At 70.7% G+C, this 20,358-nt stretch carries 24 protein-coding genes; 14 read left to right on the top strand and 10 right to left on the bottom strand.

Features of this window, described 5'->3' with window-relative positions; all coding sequences use genetic code 11:
- Positions 1–237 precede the first annotated feature (237 nt).
- The 9 genes from ACWCP2_RS09675 (at position 238) to ACWCP2_RS09635 (ending at position 8,060) form a co-directional block, all read left to right on the top strand.
- Positions 238–372 (top strand): hypothetical protein, encoded by a 135-nt coding sequence (locus ACWCP2_RS09675; protein ID WP_450908030.1) that lies wholly within the window; start codon positions 238–240, stop codon positions 370–372.
- A gap of 25 nt (positions 373–397) precedes the next feature.
- Positions 398–1,261, top strand: coding sequence for a winged helix-turn-helix transcriptional regulator (locus tag ACWCP2_RS09670; RefSeq protein WP_450908029.1), 864 nt, complete (start codon positions 398–400; stop codon positions 1,259–1,261).
- A complete protein-coding gene (locus ACWCP2_RS09665) occupies positions 1,258–1,935 on the top strand; it encodes a winged helix-turn-helix transcriptional regulator (RefSeq protein WP_450908028.1) in 678 nt (225 codons plus the stop codon). The genes ACWCP2_RS09670 and ACWCP2_RS09665 overlap by 4 nt, the downstream gene beginning before the upstream one ends.
- Positions 1,936–2,041: 106 nt before the next feature.
- On the top strand, positions 2,042–3,313 hold the full coding sequence (locus tag ACWCP2_RS09660) for an MFS transporter (protein WP_450908027.1): 1,272 nt from the start codon (positions 2,042–2,044) through the stop codon (positions 3,311–3,313).
- 484 nt (positions 3,314–3,797) lie between these two features.
- Entirely contained in the window at positions 3,798–5,078 is a 1,281-nt protein-coding gene (locus ACWCP2_RS09655; RefSeq protein ID WP_450908026.1) for an ATP-grasp domain-containing protein, read from the top strand.
- Entirely contained in the window at positions 5,078–5,953 is an 876-nt protein-coding gene (locus ACWCP2_RS09650; protein ID WP_450908025.1) for a DUF317 domain-containing protein, read from the top strand. Before ACWCP2_RS09655 ends, ACWCP2_RS09650 begins: the two co-directional genes overlap by 1 nt.
- Before the next feature lie 24 nt (positions 5,954–5,977).
- The gene (locus ACWCP2_RS09645; protein ID WP_450908024.1) at positions 5,978–6,463 is read left to right on the top strand and encodes a hypothetical protein; all 486 of its coding nucleotides are present in this window, start codon (positions 5,978–5,980) and stop codon (positions 6,461–6,463) included.
- Between the two features lie 107 nt (positions 6,464–6,570).
- Complete coding sequence (locus ACWCP2_RS09640) at positions 6,571–7,536, top strand: MSCRAMM family protein (RefSeq protein WP_450908023.1); 966 nt, start codon at positions 6,571–6,573, stop codon at positions 7,534–7,536.
- Between the two features lie 74 nt (positions 7,537–7,610).
- Positions 7,611–8,060 (top strand): hypothetical protein, encoded by a 450-nt coding sequence (locus ACWCP2_RS09635; protein ID WP_450908022.1) that lies wholly within the window; start codon positions 7,611–7,613, stop codon positions 8,058–8,060.
- Between the two features lie 20 nt (positions 8,061–8,080).
- Here the strand turns inward: ACWCP2_RS09635 and ACWCP2_RS09630 are convergent, their stop codons facing one another.
- From ACWCP2_RS09630 to ACWCP2_RS09605, 6 genes are all read right to left on the bottom strand, one after another.
- Complete coding sequence (locus tag ACWCP2_RS09630; protein ID WP_450908021.1) at positions 8,081–8,803, bottom strand: hypothetical protein; 723 nt, start codon at positions 8,801–8,803, stop codon at positions 8,081–8,083.
- A 133-nt stretch (positions 8,804–8,936) separates the two neighbouring features.
- Entirely contained in the window at positions 8,937–10,142 is a 1,206-nt protein-coding gene (locus ACWCP2_RS09625) for an IS110 family transposase (protein ID WP_450908020.1), read from the bottom strand.
- A 406-nt stretch (positions 10,143–10,548) separates the two neighbouring features.
- A complete protein-coding gene (locus tag ACWCP2_RS09620) occupies positions 10,549–10,767 on the bottom strand; it encodes a cation transporter (protein WP_450908019.1) in 219 nt (72 codons plus the stop codon).
- Complete coding sequence (locus ACWCP2_RS09615; protein ID WP_450908018.1) at positions 10,764–11,813, bottom strand: urease accessory protein UreH domain-containing protein; 1,050 nt, start codon at positions 11,811–11,813, stop codon at positions 10,764–10,766. Before ACWCP2_RS09615 ends, ACWCP2_RS09620 begins: the two co-directional genes overlap by 4 nt.
- Before the next feature lie 108 nt (positions 11,814–11,921).
- Positions 11,922–12,335 carry a hypothetical protein gene (locus ACWCP2_RS09610; protein ID WP_450908017.1) on the bottom strand — a complete coding sequence of 138 codons (414 nt, stop codon included), beginning with the start codon at positions 12,333–12,335 and terminating at the stop codon, positions 11,922–11,924.
- Between the two features lie 107 nt (positions 12,336–12,442).
- Positions 12,443–13,717 carry an APC family permease gene (locus ACWCP2_RS09605; protein WP_450908016.1) on the bottom strand — a complete coding sequence of 425 codons (1,275 nt, stop codon included), beginning with the start codon at positions 13,715–13,717 and terminating at the stop codon, positions 12,443–12,445.
- Between the two features lie 167 nt (positions 13,718–13,884).
- Between ACWCP2_RS09605 and ACWCP2_RS09600 the strand changes: the two genes are divergently transcribed.
- Positions 13,885–14,484 (top strand): cadmium resistance transporter, encoded by a 600-nt coding sequence (locus tag ACWCP2_RS09600; RefSeq protein WP_450908015.1) that lies wholly within the window; start codon positions 13,885–13,887, stop codon positions 14,482–14,484.
- A gap of 36 nt (positions 14,485–14,520) precedes the next feature.
- On the opposite strand, the gene ACWCP2_RS09595 is transcribed toward ACWCP2_RS09600, so the two are convergent.
- From ACWCP2_RS09595 to ACWCP2_RS09580, 4 genes are all read right to left on the bottom strand, one after another.
- Positions 14,521–14,919 (bottom strand): TOBE domain-containing protein, encoded by a 399-nt coding sequence (locus ACWCP2_RS09595; RefSeq protein ID WP_450908014.1) that lies wholly within the window; start codon positions 14,917–14,919, stop codon positions 14,521–14,523.
- Positions 14,920–14,958: 39 nt separating this feature from the next.
- Positions 14,959–15,741: a sulfite exporter TauE/SafE family protein gene (locus tag ACWCP2_RS09590; protein WP_450908188.1), complete on the bottom strand. Its 783-nt coding sequence runs from the start codon at positions 15,739–15,741 to the stop codon at positions 14,959–14,961.
- 79 nt (positions 15,742–15,820) lie between these two features.
- Positions 15,821–16,531: a cation transporter gene (locus tag ACWCP2_RS09585; RefSeq protein WP_450908013.1), complete on the bottom strand. Its 711-nt coding sequence runs from the start codon at positions 16,529–16,531 to the stop codon at positions 15,821–15,823.
- A gap of 1 nt (position 16,532) precedes the next feature.
- Complete coding sequence (locus ACWCP2_RS09580; protein WP_450908012.1) at positions 16,533–16,868, bottom strand: ArsR/SmtB family transcription factor; 336 nt, start codon at positions 16,866–16,868, stop codon at positions 16,533–16,535.
- A gap of 106 nt (positions 16,869–16,974) precedes the next feature.
- Here ACWCP2_RS09580 and ACWCP2_RS09575 point away from each other — a divergent pair, with 106 nt between their 5' ends.
- The 4 genes from ACWCP2_RS09575 to ACWCP2_RS09560 all read left to right on the top strand — a co-directional run bounded on the left by ACWCP2_RS09575 (position 16,975) and on the right by ACWCP2_RS09560 (position 20,081).
- Positions 16,975–17,640 (top strand): class I SAM-dependent methyltransferase, encoded by a 666-nt coding sequence (locus ACWCP2_RS09575; RefSeq protein WP_450908011.1) that lies wholly within the window; start codon positions 16,975–16,977, stop codon positions 17,638–17,640.
- Positions 17,641–17,884: 244 nt separating this feature from the next.
- Positions 17,885–18,658 carry a heavy metal-responsive transcriptional regulator gene (locus tag ACWCP2_RS09570; protein WP_450908010.1) on the top strand — a complete coding sequence of 258 codons (774 nt, stop codon included), beginning with the start codon at positions 17,885–17,887 and terminating at the stop codon, positions 18,656–18,658.
- Positions 18,655–18,972, top strand: a complete 318-nt coding sequence (locus ACWCP2_RS09565; protein WP_450908009.1) for a hypothetical protein — start codon at positions 18,655–18,657, stop codon at positions 18,970–18,972. Before ACWCP2_RS09570 ends, ACWCP2_RS09565 begins: the two co-directional genes overlap by 4 nt.
- Before the next feature lie 134 nt (positions 18,973–19,106).
- Positions 19,107–20,081 (top strand): arsenic resistance protein, encoded by a 975-nt coding sequence (locus tag ACWCP2_RS09560; protein WP_450908187.1) that lies wholly within the window; start codon positions 19,107–19,109, stop codon positions 20,079–20,081.
- Positions 20,082–20,358: the final 277 nt, after the last annotated feature.

Raw genomic sequence — 20,358 nt, 5'->3', positions numbered from 1 at the left:
AACCGCATCGAAGCCCTCTTCGGCCAGCCGCTCACCGAACTCAAGCAAGCGGCCGCCCAGAGTCCCGACTCCACCCTCCTCGGCGCCATCCTCACCATCCACGGTGACCTGGTCTTCGCCGAACGCAGCATCGACTTCCAGCTGGACCGCCTGCGCACGTACACGGGCGAAGACCGCGACATCGGCACCTTCGAGACCGGCCACATCCGCGACAGCGCCGAGAGGCTGCACCGCGCAATGACCGCGCACGAGGTGCACGCCAAGACCCTCGCCGCCGTCCTGCAGGGACTGCGCCGCGCCGAGCCGCCCGTGAACCCGCCCGCCGGGAAGCCCGCCCACGCCGTGTCCAGCACTTCCTCACGCACCCACTGACCCGAAACGCTCAGGAGACCCTTCCGTGGCTACCCCCGGCCTGCCCCGCCCCATCGCGAAAGACCTCGCCCGCGTCACCGAGGCCCTCGACATGCTCAGCCCCCGCTGGAGCGTGTGGACCCTGATGACCCTCGGTGAACAGCCCCTGCGCTACACGGACATCAAGACGCGGCTGCCGATGCTCTTCGACGCCCAGCTCTCCGGCCGGCTGACCACGCTCACCGCCGACGGGCTCGTCGACCGGCACGAGGAGTCGGCCCGCCACGTCACCTACCAGCTCTCCGGACGCGGACGCAGCCTGGGAACGGTCATCGCAGCTCTCGCCACCTACGGGGACACCCACCTCGACAAGATCAAGAAGCCCAACCGGATCACAGGTGAACTGGAGCCTGAGCGGATACCCGCGGCCCAGAACGCCGAGGACACCCTCAAGCTGATCACGCCGAAGTACGCCACCGCCCTGCTGTGGGCCCTGCGCTCCCAGCCGAGCGCCTCGGGCCGAGAGCTCGCCGACGTCGTCCTCGACCACGCCACCACGACAGCTCCGATCTACCAGCCGCTGCGCCAGCTCGTCGAGGACGGCCTCGTCGACCGGCTCGGCCACAGCAGCTACCAGCTCTCCCGCCAGGGCGAAGCCCTCACCAGTACCTTCCAGGCCCTGTCCACCTGGGCCGCCGGCCGCGCCAAGGCCACCCCGCACCCGCTGTGGGTACCCGCCTCCGCTCCCAGCCGCCCGGCCATGTGGGCCGCGAACAGCTCGCCCTCCCAGCGGCCCGCCTCGTCGGTGGCCACGCCGGAGAGCATGGTGCAGCAGCGCCTCGGCCTGTTCTCCCACGGGATCCCCGACCGTCCCCGAGCCGGGTCCTCCATGGGAGGCCGCGTCCGATGACGCAGCCCAGCCCCGAGACCGAATCCCTCGTGCGCGCGGCGACGCTTCTCAGCTACCGGTGGACCACGAGGATCATCACCGAACTCGACGACAACGGGCCCGTCGCCCGGCGTCGAGGCAGCCTGCCGGCCACGTTCCCGGATATCCCGGTCGAGGTCCTGAAGACGGCCGTGGCCGGACTGCGCCGCCGTGGGCTCCTCCGCCGCGAGACCCTCAGCACCGGCGAGCGCCAGTTCCGGCTCACGCAGGCGGGCGCCGGCCTTGCAGACGTGTACGACCAGCTCGGCCGCTGGGCCCGCCAACACGACTACCCCGGCGGTCAGAGCGACTTCGTCAACCGAGTCGAAGCCACCCTCGGCCTGCTGCGCGACCCCAACACCGTCACCGTCCTGCTCAACCCCCACGCGCCGTACGAAGCCAGCCGGGTCGCCCGAGCTGTCGACGCCGGCTTGGTCCGTCAAGGCGCACGCGTCCCGTGGATCTTGACCGACACCGGACGCGAACTGCGCGGACCGCTGGCCGAACTGCAGGCCTGGGTCACCGCGAACACCGCTCTCGTCCAGCGCGTGCGGCACACACGGCCTGCCCCACCCGTGGCCAAGGTGCAGGCGGCTATCCCCGGCGTAGCGAAGGGAGCCGCCCTGCCCGGAGCGGCCCCCCGGCGCTCCGCGTAGCAACCGGCCCCTCCACGCGGCACGCCTCCGGCGCGCCAGCTCCGGGCCACGAGGACTGAAGACTCCCGGCCACCACCCATCGGCCACACCCCGACTGAAAGTGATCATGACCCGTCACAGAGCCGCTGGTGGCCGCCACGCCCGCCTGCCCGACCACGGCATCTTCCGCCGCATCTACCTGCCGCGGACCATGGATGCCGCCGCGTTCAACCTGGGCACCTACGGGATCCCGCTGCTCGTCCTGGCCACCACGTCCTCGGCCATGCTGACCGGCCTCGCCTTCGTCCTGGAATGGATTCCCCGGATCGGAGCCTTCGTCGGAGCAGGCGCAGCCGTCGACCGCCACGGCGCGGCTCGAGTCTTCCGGACGGCGACCACCATCCGGACCCTCGTCGTCACTACGGCGGTCCTGGCCCTGACCTTCATCGACGACAAGCTCATCACCACCATCGCGGTGATGGCCCTCGCCGCCGTCATCGGCGTCCTCACCGAATACTCCTACGTCGCCGCGGAGACCGCCGGCGGCGCTGCCAGCCGGGAACCGGGCCGAGTCGAGCACCGCGTGCAGTCCGTCCTGCTCAGCATCGACCAGTCCGCCACCCTCGCCGGACCCGCTGCCGGCGCGTTCCTTCTCCAGTACGCCGGCCAGCAGACCCTGCTCGTCACCATCGGCGCGCTCTCACTCCTGGCCGCCGTCACCTCTCCCCGGGCACGCCGGACCCAGCCCAACCCCGAGACCACAACCGTCCGCCAGGGTCTGCGCATGGGCTGGTCGACCCTCAGGGCACTGCCTGCCCTCGGATGGCTGATCGCCGGCCTGACCGTCAGTAACTTCGCCACCGGCCTTCTCCAGGCCGCCGCCCCCGTGATCGTCGTACAGAACTTCGGACTCAGCACCGCGTCTGTCGGACTCATCTGGTCCGCCGCCGCGACCGCCGCCCTTCTGGCAACGACCCTGTCCCGGTTCGCCATCGACCGCTTCGGACTCTGGTCCGTCGGCACCGCGGGAGCGCTGATCGCCTCGCTCGGGGGCATCGCCGTATCCCAGGCCGATGCCTACACGCCCTTCCTGGTCCTGGTCGCCATCCTGATGGCCGGCGAAGGCTCCATGACGGTGGTCCTGCGCACCCTGCGCTCCCGCCTCATCCCGCGCGACGTCTTTGGGGCCACCCTCAGCATCACCATCCTGATCATGCTGCTGCCCTTCCCGATCGCCGGCGTACTCGTCGCCGTCACCCCGCCCGCAGCCCTCGGCCACGTCATGACCGGCTGTGCCGCGCTCCAGACCATCGGCCTGGCCACCGCGTTCTGGCGCCTGCGCCGCGATCCCGCCCTGCACGACACGAACAGACCAGCACTCGAACCGGTAGCCGCTTGAGTCCCGACCCACGGAGAGCCATGCCGTCCCCGAACCGCCGCACCTCGTCGTTCAGCACCGACCAGGCCGTGGCCGCCGCAAGCCTTCTACGAAGCCTCACCTCACGGCTCCACAGCCTTCCCGGGCCCGAAGCGGAATCCCTCGCCCAGACGCTCCTCGCCCCTGCCGGACTCGTGCACGACCTACGCGTGCTCGTCGAAGCCGCGACTGCCCGTGCCGGAATCACGTCACCTCCTGGCGAAGGTCCACTGCCCGAGCTCCGCCACCATCCGGCCGACGTCGATCAGCGACCTGCCGGCAGACCCGCTCCGGTCAGGCGGCTACCGAGCCGGTCTTCTTCTCCGGGCACCCGAGGTCTGCCCCACCCGACGGCCTCCGTCGCGCCGGAGTAGCCACCCGCCCACACCACCGGCCCGCGCTGATCTGGCACCGCGAGCGGGCCACCGCCCCACAACGAACCTCTAGAACGGGACCCTTCCGACCCTTGTCTCCCACTCACACCGCCCCCTCCCGCCCCGTCGTCCTGGTGGTCGCCCCCAACGACTACCTCTACCGGGGCTACTGCCTGCAGGCGGTCGCCGCCGCCTACGGCACCGTCGTCATCACCCCGAGCCCCATCACCTGGGAGCACGACCTCGTCATCGACCACGAGACGGCCGACCCGTACGACCGACAGGCCCTGCTGAGCGCGGGCGAACTCCTCGCCGCGCGCCACCCCGTTGCCGCAGTCGTCACCTGGAACGAAACGCTCCTCGTCGCGACCGCGCACCTGGCCCAGCACCTGGGCGTCCTCACCGACGACCCCCATGTCCTCCATGCCTGCCGCGACAAGGCCACCAGCCGTGCCCAGTTCGCCCGCCATCGCGTTCCCTCCGCACAGTCCATCAAGGTCGCCTCCCTCCTGGAGAGCGCCCTCGCGGCGGAATCCATCGGCTACCCCGTCGTGCTCAAGCCAGCTGGTCAGGCAGGCAGTGTCGGCGTGATCCGGGTGGACAAGGCCGAAGAGCTCCCCGAGGCTTATGAGTTCGCGACCGCCGGCGCGAACCTGCACGGCGGCGACTCCAACGACGTCCTCGTCGAGGAGTACCTCGACGGGCCGGAGATCTCCGTCGAGTGCGTCACCCACCAGGGCCAGACCACCGCCGTGGCCATCACGCGCAAGGAGCTGGGCTTCGAGCCCTACTTCGAGGAGACCGGCCACAGCGTGGACGCGGCCGACCCGCTGCTCGCCGAGGCCGGCCCGATCGCCACGGCCGCCGTGGCCGCCCTCGGCGTAACGACCGGCATCTCCCACGTCGAGCTCCGGCTCACCGCCACCGGCCCGCGGATCATCGAGGTCAACCAGCGCATCGGCGGCGACCTCGTCGGCCGCCTGGTCCAGCTCGCGACGGGCATCGACCTGCCCCGAGCCGCCGCCGACCTCGCCCTCGGCATCGCACCCGACCTCACCCCCACCCGACGGCAGGCCGCAGCCGTACGCCTGCTCTACCCCGATGTCTCGGGAACCGTCATCGAGCGCGGCATCGACCCCAGCCTGCTCGACGCCGACTGGCTGGCTCAGGTCAGCTGGATCAGCGAGGTCGGCGACCAGGTCGTCCTGCCTCCCGAGGGCGACGTCGATGTCGCCAGGGTCGGCCTCGTCGTCGTGACCGCAGCGGACGCGGCACAGGCTGCCGCCCGTATGCAGGAAGCCCAGGACCACATCACGGTCGTCGTCCGCCCCACACCGGGGAACCCCGTCAGCAGCGCCGGGGGACAGAACTGATGGGGGAGAGTCTCCCCGGCGCCGAAGCCGAAGATCTCGACGGCGATGTCTACGTCACCCCCCGCTACCTCGCCGGTCCCACCGCGATCGGAGACCCAGGGCTTCAGCCCCTGCGCGACCTGGGCTGGCCGCTCGAACACGATGACCTCGGCAACTGCTACGTGACCGCGCCCGACCGACGCGTCCGACTCGGCTACCTCCCCGAAGGCGAGGACGACGGCCTCTGGCGGATCACCGCCTACCGCGACCCGCACGCCGCCCCTGTCTGGGGCGTCTGCTTCAGCGACACTGCGCCCACCGAGCTCGTCACCGCGTTCACCGAAGCCCTCGCGCAGAGCTACACCGAAGGACCACAGGCCTACCTTCCCCACATGAAGGGGAGCGCCTACGACGGGCTCGTTCCGCTGATCCACAACGGGTGGAAGCTGACCCGTGCTGAAGAGCGAACCCTTGAATGGACGTCGCCCGACAAACTTGCGGGTGCCGCCTTCACCACCGGTGACCTCGACCCCGAGATGGAGTTCACCACCCTGGACGCCCGGTGGCTCATGTGGGGTGGCACGCAGGGATGGAACCGCTGGTACGCGACGGCCTCCTCCGAGACCCCCGTCAACCTCGTCACCGCGATCACCGTGGCGATGGCGAATCCGGCCCCGGTCATGCGCCGGGAGCAGGAGATCCCAAAGGTGCTGCGCGAGCGCGCCGAGCTCACCCCCGTGCGACCGGCCCCGCCCAAGGCACCGACACCTCTCGATGTCGCCCGTTCCCGCCCCCGAACACGGCCCAGCGCCCGCACACACAGCGTCCCGCGCTGGTCGACCAGCACTGCCCCAAGCGCGCGGCTCCCCGCGCCCACCCGACGGCCGGTCCGCTGAACCTGAACCTCTGGAGCTGCTGAATTGTCCCTACAGCCACGCTGGTTCTTCGACCAGGAACTCGCCCTCAGCCTCCCCGGCGGCACGGTCATCGGACAGAGCTACTACGCGACGCCCAGCCCCCGGAGCCCACTGCGCCTGCGAGTCGACTTCCACCCGACCATCGTTCACCGCGAATACGGGGGGCTGCGCGTCCGGATCCTCCACGAAGACAAGGGCACGATCGACGACGTCGTCCTGTCCTTCGCCGACCACCGAACCTTCCAGCGCCGCGACCAAGCCGCCGGCAGCTTCCCGGGCCTTAGCGGGCACGGCGTCTTCACCGACTACACCACCGCCAAGGGCGGCCCCGGCTGGTCAGGAGGCGACTGGACACCACTGCGGGAGGCCATCACGCGCTACGCCGACCTTTGGTTCCCCCCGAAACGCCCGCGGGGAGCCGTCCGGTCAGCCGCGGCCCCGACCCTCCAGGCCACACCCGCGAAGTCCGCGACCGCCCCCAGGCGGTGAACCGCACGCCAGCAGGGAAGCCACCCACTTCCACCGATGTCCCCAGCACGGCAGACCGCTCTTCCCGAGCAGCCGCCCCCACCACCCACCACTAGGAGCAGCACCACTTGCCCAGCCGCCGCACAGCCCCAGTCCTCGTCCTCACCCTCACCGCGCTGACCGCCACCATTCCCTTCGCCCACGCCAACGCGAGCCCCGACCCGTCCACCCCGCCGCCGGCCCCGACCGAGCGCTCCGCGACGACGGGCGGGATCGAGATCCAGAAGAAGGACCCGGCCGGAGACGTCCTCGCCGGCGCTTCTTTCACCCTCCTCGACGCCTCCGGCCAGCCGGCGGCCGAAGGGAAGACCGGTACCGATGGCCTCCTGCGCCTCGACGGCCTTATGCCCGGGGCCTACCGACTCAAGGAGAACGCCAGCGGGAGCCCGATCCACGACACCGTCGCTGCCCAGGACGTCATCATCACGGATGCCGTCACACCCTTGGTGATCATCGACCCGTTTAAGGCGGCCGATCTGATCGTCAAGAAGACCGACAAGGAGACCGGTAAGCCCTTGGCCGGCGCGGTGATCAACGTGACACCTGCCGGCGCGAAGGGGGACGCGGTCACCCTGACCACGGGACCCGACGGCACCGCCAAGGCCAAGCTGCCGGTCTCCGCACGAGCAGGGACCGCCTACATCGCCACCGAGACGAAGGCTCCGGCCGGATACCAGCTGTCGGCCAAGCCGGTGGCCGTCACCGCGAAGCCGGGCGCACCGGTCACCGCAGAGTTCACCAACTCGAAGATCCCGACGACCAAGCCCCCGACCAGCACGCCGCCGACTTCCCCGGCCTCGCCCAAGCCGAGCACTTCGGCCACCCCTTCGGCGACGGCCTCCGCATCCCCGTCAAGCACGCCCACGGTCGCCGAAACGGCGTCGAGCACCACCACCCCCGCGCCGACCGGCTCCCTCGCCAATACAGGGGGTGGCGCGGCCCGCTGGATCGGCATCCTGGCCGGGGCACTGATCATCGCCGGCGGCGGAGCCGTCTGGGCCTTGCGCCGGCGGACAGAGCGAACGACTCACTAGCCGCTCCTTCGCCGACCCCTCCCACGCAAACAGACGGCCAGCCCACGCTGGCCTCCGCTTATCCCAGGAGCTCCATGCCTGACTCGATCGAACCCGACATCCTGTACGGGCAGATTCCCGGTAGTTCGCATCCACTGTGGGTTGCCGTGCTCAAGGACCTGCCCCATGCCGTTGCCGTACTGGAACGCTATGGCTTCGTGCCGACCATGATCGGCGATCTGGAACTCTTCGCTCTCCCAGAAGAGACCGACACGCAGCTGAGTGCCGAACTGCACCTTGCGTCATACGCGAAGCTGGCCAACGCCGGCTACATGGTCATGTCCACCCCCGCTCACCCGGCTCTCCCCATCGATCGGCTCGGACGAATCGAACGACGTACGGCCCTGGGGCCCGCTCGCCCGCTCTCCGCAGCGTCCGTAGCGGGACAGGGCGGGATCCCCGGCAATCCGATGAAGGCCGCACCGGCCGCGAAGCCCGCCGTGCCGGACACCTTCCGCCGTCCTCCAACCCTTGGCGGGCTGTGACTGATTCCCAATCATCGTTGTCAAGCGTGCGGATCAGTCGGTCGATCTTGTTGGTTCTCCATCGGCGATGACGCGTGCGCGCAGCGTTCCAGGAGCAAGCGATACCGTTCGGGATCCGCCAGGATGATGCGCCTCGCCTTCTCGTGGCTGTCCTGGAGAGCGGCGGGGTAGATCGTCGCGTCGAGGCTGAGGTCGAGAGAGAGGTCCTGGCGTGTCTCCGGGCCTTCGCAGGTCAGAAAAGCGGAGAGGCCGGCCGCGCGGTAGTCGTCGCGAAGGTCGGCCAGTGCCTCCAGTTCCGCCTTGCTCTCCTCTGTGGGGACTCCTCGGCGGAGATCCTCCATGGAGGCGTACTGAAGTCCGGGCCGGGCGAAGTACCAGGCCATGGAGGCGCCGACCTTCTCAGCGTCGGAGCCGGTCCTCATGTAGTCGACGATCGCCGATTGGACCTGTCGGTGGCCGATCGCCTTCACCAGGGGCTCGATCACTTGCCGAATACCGCTCCGGCATTGATCGTGCACTGCCGCGCGCATGAGGAGGTCTGCGTGGTGCCGTGTGGCTTCGAGATTTTGCGCTGCGGCCTCGCTGACCTCGAAACGCTTGACCTCATTGCAGTGGTATCGCTCTTCGCCTTCCATGATCTGCGGCAACTCCCAGTCAGGGGAGAACGCAGTGAGGAGCTCATCCAGCATGGGTTCAAAGGCGACTTCCCGGCCTGCTCGATCGGGGATCATCTCCAGCGCCATTCCGTTGCCCTCCCTGGGTTGGATGGCCCGATGAGGGCCTGGCCTCAGGCTAGGCGTCAGACCGGCCCCCAAGGTCAGCGAAGTGACCGTCACCCGCAGGCCGTCCCGGCCGACTTGTGCTGAGCCGGGATGTTCATGCGGCCACTGCTTCTGGTTGGGGTGGTTGGGCCGTCCAATGGCGTTGGTCGCGGAGGAGAGCCCACAGGACGTCGAGGCGGCGGCGGGCGAGGGCGAGGATCGCCTGTTTGTGGTTCTTGCCCTCGGCTCGTTTGCGGTCGTAGAAGGCTTTCGAGGTGGGGCAGAAGCGGGCGGCGATCTGGGCGGAGAGGTAGAAGACGCGGAGGAGTCGGCGGTGGTAGCGATGGGGTCGGCGCATGTTGCCGCTGATGCGGCCGGAGTCCCGTGGGACCGGTGCGAGTCCGGAGACGCCGGCGAGCCGGCCCGCGGTGCCGAAGGCGTCCATGTCGCCGCCGGTGCAGGCGATGAATTCCGCGCCCAGCAACGGGCCCATGCCGGGCATGCTGAGGACGACTTCCGCGTGGCGGTGCTCTCGGAAGCGGACTGCGATCTTCGCGTCGATGTCAGCGATCTCGTCGTCCAGAGCCATCACGGCCCTGGCCAGAGCGTTGACCACGGCAGCGGCTGTGCTCTCCCCGGCCACGGCGGTGTGCTGGGCCTGGGCCGCGGCGACAGCCGCATCGGCCATGGCCTGGGCGCCACGGACTTTGCGGTTCTTCAGCCAGGTCGCGAGCCTGTTGGGGCCGACCCGGCGCAGGCTCGCCGGGGTCTGGTAGCCGGTTAGGAGGATGAGTGCGGCTTTGGAGGCGGCGTAGTCGAAGGCCCGCTCCAGCGCCGGAAGGTACTCCAGTAGCTGGGCTCGCATCCGATTGATGGCGCGGGTGCGGTCGGCTGCGAGGTCGTAGCGGCGGGCGGTGAGGATCTTCAGGTCCACCGCGATCTCGTCCCACTCTTGCAAGGGCTGCAGGTCCCGACGCATTCGTGCCTGGTCGGCGATGACGTAGGCGTCCTTCGCGTCAGTCTTGCCGTCGCCCCGGTAGCCACGGGAGGCATGGTGGATGGTTCGGCCAGGGATATAGAGGAGCCGCTGGCCGTGGTTGACCAGGAGGGCAATCAGTAGAGCGCCGCCGCCGGCGTTCAGGTCAACGGCCCAAGTCACCGGGCCGTCCTCCGCCAGCGCCAGGACGTCGCCTATCAGTTCCAGGAGGTCGGGCTCGTTGTTGGGCACCCGGCGCGAGAGCACCTTCGTCCCGTTCGTGTCGATCACCGTGCAGTGGTGCGCGGCCTTGCCGGCATCCGTCCCCGCCCAGAGCTCGGGCACCCGAGCCTCCCTCGTCGTCCGGTTGACTGGTCCCTGCAGACGACGACGCCGACGTGTCCTTACGAAGCGATCTGTGTTCGCTTATCCCAATGAGTGGCCGTGTCGTCGCGGGGCACTGGGCGGCCAATCAGTCAAAGCCACACCTTCGGCATGAGCGCGGTAAAGCCACACCCAGGCCCCTGGGTCTCCCGATCGTACGAAGGACCGGAATCAACCCGCCAACACGGTAAGGAGCACGGTAGCTGGCCTTTGTGGCCAGCTACCGTGCTCAGCCGTTCAGGTGGAACGGCCGCTCGTGGCGATCAGCTCGGCTTCCGCGTCGCCTCGTGTCGAGGACTGGTCTTTTCCGCCGGGCTGATGGTGGCGTCGGCCGGTGTGGTCCCCACGGTCGACGCCACGGAGGGGTTCAGCCGAGGTGGCGGCCCTGGTATCCGGCCGAGGTGATGGCGGCGATGACCCGCTGCGGGTCCACCGGCGTCGTGCACTCGACGAGCGTGCGTTCGCTGCGTGCGTCCGTGGTGCTGGCGATGACGTCCGGGAGTTCTTCGATCTGGTCGTCGATGAGCAGGCCGCAGCTGTTGCAGTGCATGCCGGTGATGGCGAAGGTCATGCGGATGGTGCTCACGGGGTGGCCTCCGGGGCCGGTGCGGTGTCGGTGAAGGTGATCTGGCCGCTGTACATGCCCATTCCGCAGGTGAACGGCAGGGTGCCAGCCTTAGGGGTGCCGAGGTCGATGACGGTTTCCCCGGTGACGGGCAGGACTTCCTGGACGCCGCGGTCGGGGACGACGAAGGAGCGGACGCAGCCGTTCGTGCCGTGGGTGGCGACGACGAGCTTGGTGGGCACACCGGCCCGGGCGGTGACGGCTGCGGGTGTGTAGGAGTTGGTTCGGGCCTGGACGGTGATCGTCTGCGTGCCGTCGGCGGCCGTGCGGACCGTCTCGGCGGGTGTGCTCGCGGGGGCGGCCGGCGGTGTGGCGGTGGGCCACCAGCCGCCCAGGCGCAGTCCGGAGCCCAGGGTCCACACGGCGACGAGCAGGACGATCACGCCGGTGATGCGGGTGAGGCGGCCCTGCCACAGCTTGGCGGCCGAGCGCAGGAAGAATCCGAGGAGGGCGAAGAGCGGTCCGGTACCGAGGACGAATCCGGCCATCACCGCCGCCCCGGCGTAGGGGGTGCCGGAGGTGACGGCGAGCAGTTCCACGCTCAGCGTCACTCCGCAGGGGATCAGGACCGTGAGGAAGCCGAGGAGGGCCGGGGTGGTGACGGCGGTGGACTTCGCCGAGCGGCGCACCCGGCGCCCCCAGGAGGCGGGCAGCCGCGGCACCAGGCGCCGTACCGCCTTCACGCCGAGCATGTCGAGCGCGAACACCACCATCAGGGCGGCGCTGGCCAGGAGAAGAAGAGCGCGGGCCTGGGGGCCCGGCTGGACGGCGGCGCCGACGAGGCCCAGCAGGGCGCCGAGGAGGGTGTGGGAGGTGAGCTTGGCGCCGAGGAACGCGGCCACGGGCGTGAACAGCCCGCTGCGCTCCCATGCATCGGGCGTCCATGCGGTGGCGCGGCGGCCGACGGCGCCGGCGAGCAGACCGCCCTGGACGGCTGCGCAGGACGCACCGCCCGCGAAGAGGCCGGTGGTGACACCGGTGAGGAAGAGAGTGCTGGTGGAAGCCATGAAGGAGAAGGACTCCTCTGAGAAAGGGGGAAGCCGGAGTGAGGACATGGCAAGGCACCCGCCGGCCCGAAACCCGTGAAGAGGGTGGGGGTGGGGTGCCGGGTGTGCTCAGGTCCGGCTGATGCAGAGGAGCGAGAGGGGATCGGGCGCCCGGGGCCAGACGCAGGAGACTCCCGCCGGCAGCGGCAACCGTGCGGCGACGGCCGGGGGCTGTGCTGTCACGACGAGGGCGGGAGCGGCCACCGTCACTGGAGCCGGGGAATGCGCGGAAGCCAGCGGGCAGTCCATGGCCATCACCGCGCAGCCGTCACCACCGGTGTCCGAGAACGCGGGCCCGTGCCCGGAATCGGGGCTGGCCGTCATCGCGCCCATGCCTGCCGTGGGGGTGCTGTCCATCGCGGCGGGCATGGGCATCGTGTCCGCGTGCCCGCCTCCGGCCATCAGGAACGCGCAGAGCAGCAGCACACCGGCCAGCAGGGCGGTGAGTGCCGGCTGAGGGCGCCGGGCCGGACGAAGGGACATGCCTGTGATGCTAGCGACGCCCGGCGTCCGGCCGGACGCCGGGATGGCCGACACCAGGTGGCCTTGGGCAGCCGAGGCGTACCGGGGCCGGGCGGGGCGCGGTCCGGTCAGGGGCGGGTCCTGTCGGCTCTGGTTTTGCGCAGGCCGTAAACGCAGGCCCCGAGAAGGAGGACGGCGCTTCCGGACATGACGGAGGCCAGCGGCAGGGCGAAGGCCAGGACCGCGCAGCCGGCCAGGCCGAGGACCGGGACAACGCGCGGGGGGCGCCCTTCGGCCCCGGTGAGGGTGTGGGCGGCGGCGTTGGCGATGGCGTAGTAGGCCAGGACGCCGAAGGAGGAGAAACCGATCGCTCCGCGCAGGTCGACGGTCGCGGCGGCGATGGCGACGACTGTGCCGACGGCGAGTTCGGCGTGGTGGGGAACCCCGAAGCGCGGGTGCACCGCGGCCAGGGTGCGGGGCAGGTGGTGGTCGCGGGCCATGGCCAGCGTGGTGCGCGAGACCCCGAGGATCAGGGCGAGCAGGGAGCCGAGCGCGGCGACGGCCGCCCCGATGCGCACGACCGGCACCAGCACGGGGACACCGGCTGCCCGTACGGCCTCGGTGAGAGGTTCGCTGGTGCGGGCGAGTTGGCCGGGCCCCAGGACCGTCAGCACCGCGACCGCGACCAGGGCGTAGACGACCAGGGTGATGGCCAAGGCGATCGGGATAGCCCGGGGGATGGTGCGGGCAGGGTCGCGGACCTCTTCGCCCAGGGTGGCGATACGGGCGTAGCCGGCGAAGGCGAAGAAGAGCAGCCCCGCCGCCTGCAGGATGCCGCTGACGGTGGCGTCGGCGCCGATGTTCAGCCGGGCGGGCTCGCTGGTCTGGCTGGTGAGGCAGGCGGTGACCACCGCGGCGAGGACCGACAGGACGACTGCGACGATGACACGGGTCAGTCGCGCGCTCTTCTGCACGCCGGTGTAGTTGAGCGCGGTCAGCGCGACCACGGCGGCCACCGCGATCGCGTGGGCCTGGCCGGGCCAGACGTAGGTTCCGACGGTCAGGGCCATGGCGGCGCAGGAGGCGGTTTTGCCGACGATGAAGGCCCAGCCGGCCAGGTAGCCCCAGAACTCCCCGAGCCGTTCACGGCCGTAGACGTAGGTCCCGCCCGACGCCGGGTAGCGGGCGGCCAGCCGCGCGGAGGACGTCGCGTTGCAGTACGCGACCACCCCAGCGAGCGCCAGCCCCAGCAGCAGACCGGAGCCGGCCGCCCGGGCCGCCGGAGCGAGCGCGGCGAAGATCCCTGCCCCGATCATCGACCCGAGCCCGATCAGCACCGCGTCCCCCACCCCCAGGCGCCGTCTCAACTCGCCGCCACCGGCCGGGGCCCCTACCGCGTTCATCCTGTGCTCCCTCGCGGCATCCCGCCGCTCATGCCCGTGCCTGCGCGCGCGGGATCCCGGCGCACCGTAGCCGAGCAAGGTGTCCAGCTGGAGCCGGGGTCCACGTGGTGGCGACAGAAGCGACCGGTAGCGTCACGGGACCACCCGTCGAAGGAGAGCAGCTACCCGTGGACCTGGGCATCATCGGGCAGGCGGCCGGACTGTTCGCCGTCACCAACATCGACGACATCCTCATCCTGGCCCTGTTCTTCGCCCAGGGCGCCGGGCACCCCGGCTCCACCCGGCGCATCGTGCTCGGCCAGTACCTGGGCTTCGCCGCGATCCTCGCCGTCGCGGTCGCCGCCGCGTTCGGTGCCACCTTCCTTCCCGAGTCCGCGATCCCCTACCTCGGCCTGCTGCCGCTCGCGCTGGGCCTCAAGGCGGCCTGGCAGGCGTGGAAGAGCCACCGGGAAGGCGAATACGGCGAGGAAGAGGCGCAGGCCAAGGAGGGCGGGCCGAGCCCGCTGGAGGTCGCCGCGGTCACCTTCGCCAACGGCGGCGACAACATCGGCGTCTACGTACCCGTCTTCGCCACCGCCGGCGGGATGAGCGTCTACGCCGTAGTGTTCCTCGTCCTGGTGGCGGTGTGGTGCTTCGCGGGCCGGTTCTTCGCCACCCGCCCCGTCATCGCCAAGGCCCTCGCCCGCTGGGGCCACATCCTGCTCCCCCTCGTCCTGATCGCCATCGGTCTGCTCATCCTCATCGAGGGCGGCGCCTTCGGTCTGTAGCACCGGGCCTGCGCTCACCGGCGCGGTGAGCGCAGGTCAGCCGACGTCGATATGGACGTCAGTGGACTTGACCCGGGCGATGGCCGACACGCCAGGCTCCTGCCCTAGTTCCTCGACGGCCTCGCGGGTCAGCAGGGATACCACGCGGTGAGGGCCGGCCTGGATCTCGACCTGGGCCATGACTTCACCGAGGACCACGCGGGTGACGATGCCCGGCATGGCGTTGCGGGCCGAGGTCGTCGATTCGGCTTCCTCGGCGTTCTCCTTCGCGAGCTCCACGCAGAACGCGGCCAGCGCCGGGCCCGGAACTAGCCGCTTACTGCCCTGCTTCGTCGGGGGGAATCGGCCGGCATCGGCCCAGCGGCGGGCGGTGTCGCTGCTCACGCCGAAGAACTGGGCGGCCTCGCTGACGGTGTAGTAGTGCACCCCACCCACCCTAGTCCGGACAGCGGAAGTGTCCGCTCAGGTGCCTGGTCAGATGAGGGTCTGGACGGCGTAGAGGGCGCCGATGGAGGCGGCCAGGGTGCCCAGGAGCAGGCGCAGGAAGGTCTCAGGGAGGCGGGGCTGGAGGCGCGCGCCGAGGTAGCCGCCGATCAGACCACCGAGGCCGCAGGCCAGACCGAGCCACCAGTCGGGCGCGACGGGCCCGGGGCTCGCCAGGGCCAGGACGGAGTACGTGGCGGCCCCTGCGATGGAGGTGGTGAACGTCGCGGCGAGGGTGGCGGGGGCGATGCGGGCCATGGGCATGCCGCGCGCGGCAAGGATCGGGCCGAGGAGGGATCCGCCGCCGATCCCATAGATCCCGCCCACCACTCCGACCGTCAGGGCCAGGAAGGCGAGTGCGGGCGGTGACGGCTCGGCGGCATCCGGCCGCCGCTGGGCGGGGCGCAGGGTTCGCCAGCACAGCCACGTTCCGAGCGGCAGCAGGAAGGCGGCGACCAGAATCCGGAAGACGCCGGGGCTGGGGAGGGCGAAGACGCGGATGGCGGCGCCGGCGATGACGCCAGGCAGCGTCCAGAGAACGAGGCGCCGGGCCAGTGGGCCGCGTAGGGCGCCGTCGCGGCGGTAGCGCCACAGGGCGCCGGGCCCGGCTACCACGTTGAAGAGCAGGTTCGTCGGGGTGACCGCGGGGCTCGGCACACCGAGGACGCTGATCTGGACCGGCAGGAGGAAGACCGCCCCGGACACACCGACCGGCGCGGTTACCGTCGAGATCAGCAGGCCGGCCGTGAACCCGGCCCAGATCGTCCACTCCACCACTGCCCCCGCCGCTCCTCGATCGTCTGGCCAGTATCGGCCGACCTGATAGCGGGAGGCCGGAGCGGCAACGAGATGTTCACGAGCAGCAGGTGCAGCCTGGCTTGCAGCCGCACGCGTCCACGTCGGTCGCGACGGAAGCCGGCGCGTGGGCGGTGGGTGCGCAGCAGCCCTTGCCCTGCCAGGCGTCGCGGCCTTCCTTGAGGGCGATGGCGGCGATGACGAGGGCGGCGATGGGGTCGGCCCAGGACCAGCCGAGGGTGGCGTTGAGGACCAGGCCGACGAGGAGGACGGCGGAGAGGTAAGTGCACAGCAGGGTCTGCTTGGAGTCCGCGACCGCACTGGCGGAGCCGAGTTCGCGTCCGGCGCGGCGTTGGGCGGCGGAGAGGAACGGCATGATCGCCAGAGACAGGGCGGCGATGACGATGCCGGGGATCGAGCTTTTTGCCTCGCTGGTTCCGGTCAGGACCCGGACGGCGTCGAAGGTGACGTAGGCGGCCAGGGCGAAGAAGGAGACCGCGATGATCCGCAGCGTGGTCTTCTCCCTTGCCTCCCGCACGGCGTGGTCGCGGGCGGAGAACTGCCAGGCGACCGCCGTGGCGGAGGACACCTCGATCACCGAGTCGAGGCCGAAGCCGATCAAGGCGGTGGAGGACGCGATCGTGCCGGCGGTGATCGCGACGATCGCCTCGATGACGTTGTAGGTGATCGTCGCGCCGACCAGCAGCCGTATTCGTTTGGCGAGCACGTCACGGCGGGCCGGGGACGGCCCGAGGGATATCGCGGTCATCTCAGCAGCAGCCCTTCTCAGCGGCGTCCGGGCAGGTCTGGTCGGACTCGACCGCGACCACGGAGGCCAGGAGGTGTTCCAAGGCGTGGCCGAGGCGGGGGTCGGCGAGCTCGTAGCGGGTGCGGCGCCCGTCGGGGACGGTGACGACGAGGCCGCAGTCGCGCAGGCAGGCCAGGTGATTGGACAGCCGGGTCCGCGAGACGCCGAGAGCGTCGGCGAGGTCGGCCGGGTAGGCCGGCGCCTGGCGCAGGGCGAGCAGGATGCGGCAGCGGATCGGGTCGGCGAGCGCGCGGCCGAAACGGGCCAGCACGTCGATGTCGGAAGCAACGGTCAGCACCCTCCGACAGTACAGCGAAACCTGAATTCATAGAATCGTGGATAATAGTGATCGGGCTTGTGGGCCTACGATCGGGCCACTGACCAGCGGGGAGAGGGACGAGCGAGTGACGGGCGACGAGCAGGACCTGGCCGAGTTGCAGCGGGCGCACTGGCAGAGCACGTACTCGGCCCACCCGGGCATGTACGGCGAGGAGCCCTCCGCCCCCGCCATCCATGCCGCGACCGTCTTCCGGGCCGCCGGTGCCCGGGACGTCCTCGAACTCGGCGCCGGCCACGGCCGCGACGCCCTGTACTTCGCGCGCGAGGGCTTCACCGTGCAAGCCACCGACTTCTCCGCGACCGGCCTGGAACAGCTCCGCCACGGTGCACTCGCCCAAGGCACCGCCGGGCAGGTCACCACCGCCGTGCACGACGTCCGCGAGGCACTCCCGCTGCCGGACGCCTCCGTGGACGCGGTGTTCGCCCACATGCTGCTGTGCATGGCCCTGTCTACCGATGAGATCCGCATGCTCGTCGCCGAGCTCCGCCGGGTCCTGCGGCCGGGCGGTCGCTTCGTCTACACAGTCCGCCACACCGGCGATGCCCACTACGGCACCGGCGCCGCCCACGGCGACGACATCTACGAACACGGTGGCTTCGCCGTCCACTTCTTCCCCCGCGCCCTTGTCGACACCCTCGCCGACGGCTGGAAGTTGGATGAGGTCCACGCCTTCGAGGAAGGCGACCTGCCCCGCCGCCTGTGGCGCGTCACCCAGACCCTGCCGCGCTAACCCGATCCCGATCCGGCCCGCCGCGCGACTCAGGCGCCGGCAGCCCAGCGCGCCGCTTGGTGCACGCGCCATCCCGTGCTCGACATGGAGCAGGGACAGCCCGCGAACAGCTCAGCGTGTACGCAAGGCCGGGCCGGGCCGCGACCTCGGCCTGAATGGATCTGATCCAGGCCGCCCAGGAGGCAGGGCCGAGGGCCCAGCGCACTTGACCTTGGAGTCGAGTCGAAGGTTTAGCGTCGATGGTGTGACGACCTACCGCATCTCGCAGCTGGCCGACCGCTCGGGCGTTCCGGCCACGACGCTGCGTTTCTACGAGGACGCCGGGCTGCTGCCCGCCGACCGCACGCCGTCCGGGTACCGGACGTACGGCGAGGAGGCGGTGGAGCGCCTGGCCTTCATTTCCTCCGCCAAGCTGCTGGGCTTGGCCCTGGAGGAGATCCGCGAACTCCTCGACGTCCGGGAGGAAGGGGTGTGCGCCTCGGTCCGGGCCCGGATGCTGCCGCTGCTCGCCGCCCGGATCACCGAAACCGACGGCCGGATCGCCGAGCTGCGCGCCTTCTCCGCCCACTTGGCCGCTGTCCACGCCAGCCTGTCTGGCCCGGCGCCCGCGGGGGCGTGCGGGCCGGAGTGCGGCTGCACGACGAGCAGCCCGACGGCGGCCGGGCCTGTGCCGATCACGCTGTCGCCGACCCGCCACGGCCAGGCCGCCGACCCGTGGCGGGACGTCCCGGTGGCCTGCACACTCGGCGGCGCAGAGCTGGGCGAGCGCACCGAGCAGTGGCAGCGACTGGCCGCCAAGGCCATACGGCGCGAGAACATCCCCGACGGCATCCGGCTGTATTTCCCCGCCGGGGCGGAGCTCGCCAGCGAGGTCGCGGCGCTCGCCGCGGCGGAACAGAGCTGCTGCGCGTTCTTCGACTTCACCCTGCACCTGACCCCCACCGCGCTCCAGCTGGAGGTGCGGGCACCCGAGTCCGCCGCCGGGATGCTGGCCGACCTCTTCGGAGCAGCCGCATGACCACCCCGTCACCCGCTTCCCGTCCGTCCCGGCCCTGGGGCACGCTCGGCGCCGGTGCGGCCGCGGCGGCCGCCTGCGCCGTGTGCTGCGCCGGCCCGGTCCTGGCTGTCCTCGGCTCCATCGGCGTCACCTCCGCGATCGGCGCGCTCTGGATGCCCGCCCTGGCGGTGCTGGCCGCGGCCGCCGGACTCGGCGTCCTCGTCGGACGGCGCCGACGCCGCACGACGTCATGCCGCACAGCACCAGCGGTGGCCGACCTCGGGATGCCGACCCTCGGCCCTCCGGGGACGGACGGCAGCTCGGGCGCACGCTGAACGGAAACCGCAGGCCGAACCGCGAGCACCCGGTCCTGTGAGGATGAGAGCGCGCGGCCGCCATGAGGCGGCCCGCACAGCACGAGGGAGTCGTTCGGGTGTCGCAGCAGGGACCGCAGGGCCTGGTCGAGCGGATGGAACACCACCAGGTCGCGATCTATCTGGCGGCCATGGCCGCTGGCGGACTGCTCGGCTGGACGGCACCCGGCCTCGGCCCCGGGCTGAAACACGCGATCAACCCGGTACTCGGCGCGCTGCTGTTCGTCACCTTCCTCCAGGTCCCCGCCGCCGAACTGATCCGCTCACTGCGCGACGGACGGTTCCTGTCCGCCGCGGTCTTCGTGAACTTCGTGATCGGGCCGCTGGTGGTCGCCGCGATGTTCACGTTCCTGCCCGCCGACCAAGCGGTCCGCCTCGGCGTCCTGCTGGTCCTGCTGTGCCCGTGCGTCGACTACGTCATCGTCTTCTCTGGCCTCGCCGGCGGCTCCAGCCGCCGCCTCCTCGCCGCCACCCCGGTCCTCCTGGTCGCGCAGATGCTGCTCCTGCCGGGGTTCCTCTACCTGTTCCTGGGCTCGGGCCTGACCGACGTCGTCGAGGTCGGCCCGTTCGTCGAGGCTTTCCTGGTTCTGATCGTCATCCCGCTCGCCCTCGCGTGGACCCTGCAGGCATGGGCCAGACGCCGTCCGGCCGGGCAGAAGGTCTCCGACGCGACGACCACCACGATGGTGCCGCTAATGGCCGCCACCTTGCTGGTCGTCGTCGCCTCACAGATCCCCAAATTCGGCGACAACCTGGCGGACGTCGCCGCCGTCGTCCCCTTCTACGCCGCGTTCCTCATTGTGATGGCGTTCGCGGGCAAGGCCGTGGCCCACCTGTTCCGCCTGGAAGTGCCCGCCAGCCGGGCGATCGTGTTCACCGGCGCGACCCGCAACTCCCTCGTCGTCCTCCCTCTGGCCCTGGCCCTGCCGGACGACTTGGCAATCGCCGCGGTCGTCGTGGTCACCCAGACCCTGGTCGAAGTCCTCGGCATGGTCGCCTACGTCCACCTCGCCCCCCGCCTGATCCCCGCCCGCACTGAACACGCTGGCGACGGTCCTATCGCGTCCTAACAACCGCGGCCGATCCCGATGAAGCCCGAGCTGGCCAGACAGGCGTCAAGTCTCTGGCCACCTACGAATCAACGCGGTTGGAACACCAGCATGGGTTGCGGAACCCCATCCATAATCGAAGAACGCCGAGCGAGGGCGGCATCCCATCAGGGGTGCCGCCCTCGCTCTGTGCTGTCCGGACATCGCTCACGGCAGACGGGCAAGATGCGCACACCGCTGGAGAGACCGGCCGACCCATGTCAAGGTTGACCCCTTCCCCAAAACCGCAGGTCAGAGA

This window comes from Streptomyces sp. NPDC002104, from assembly GCF_053593795.1.
The sequence above is the reverse complement of the archived record's forward strand: the minus strand, read 5'-3'. Positions and strand labels throughout refer to the sequence as shown.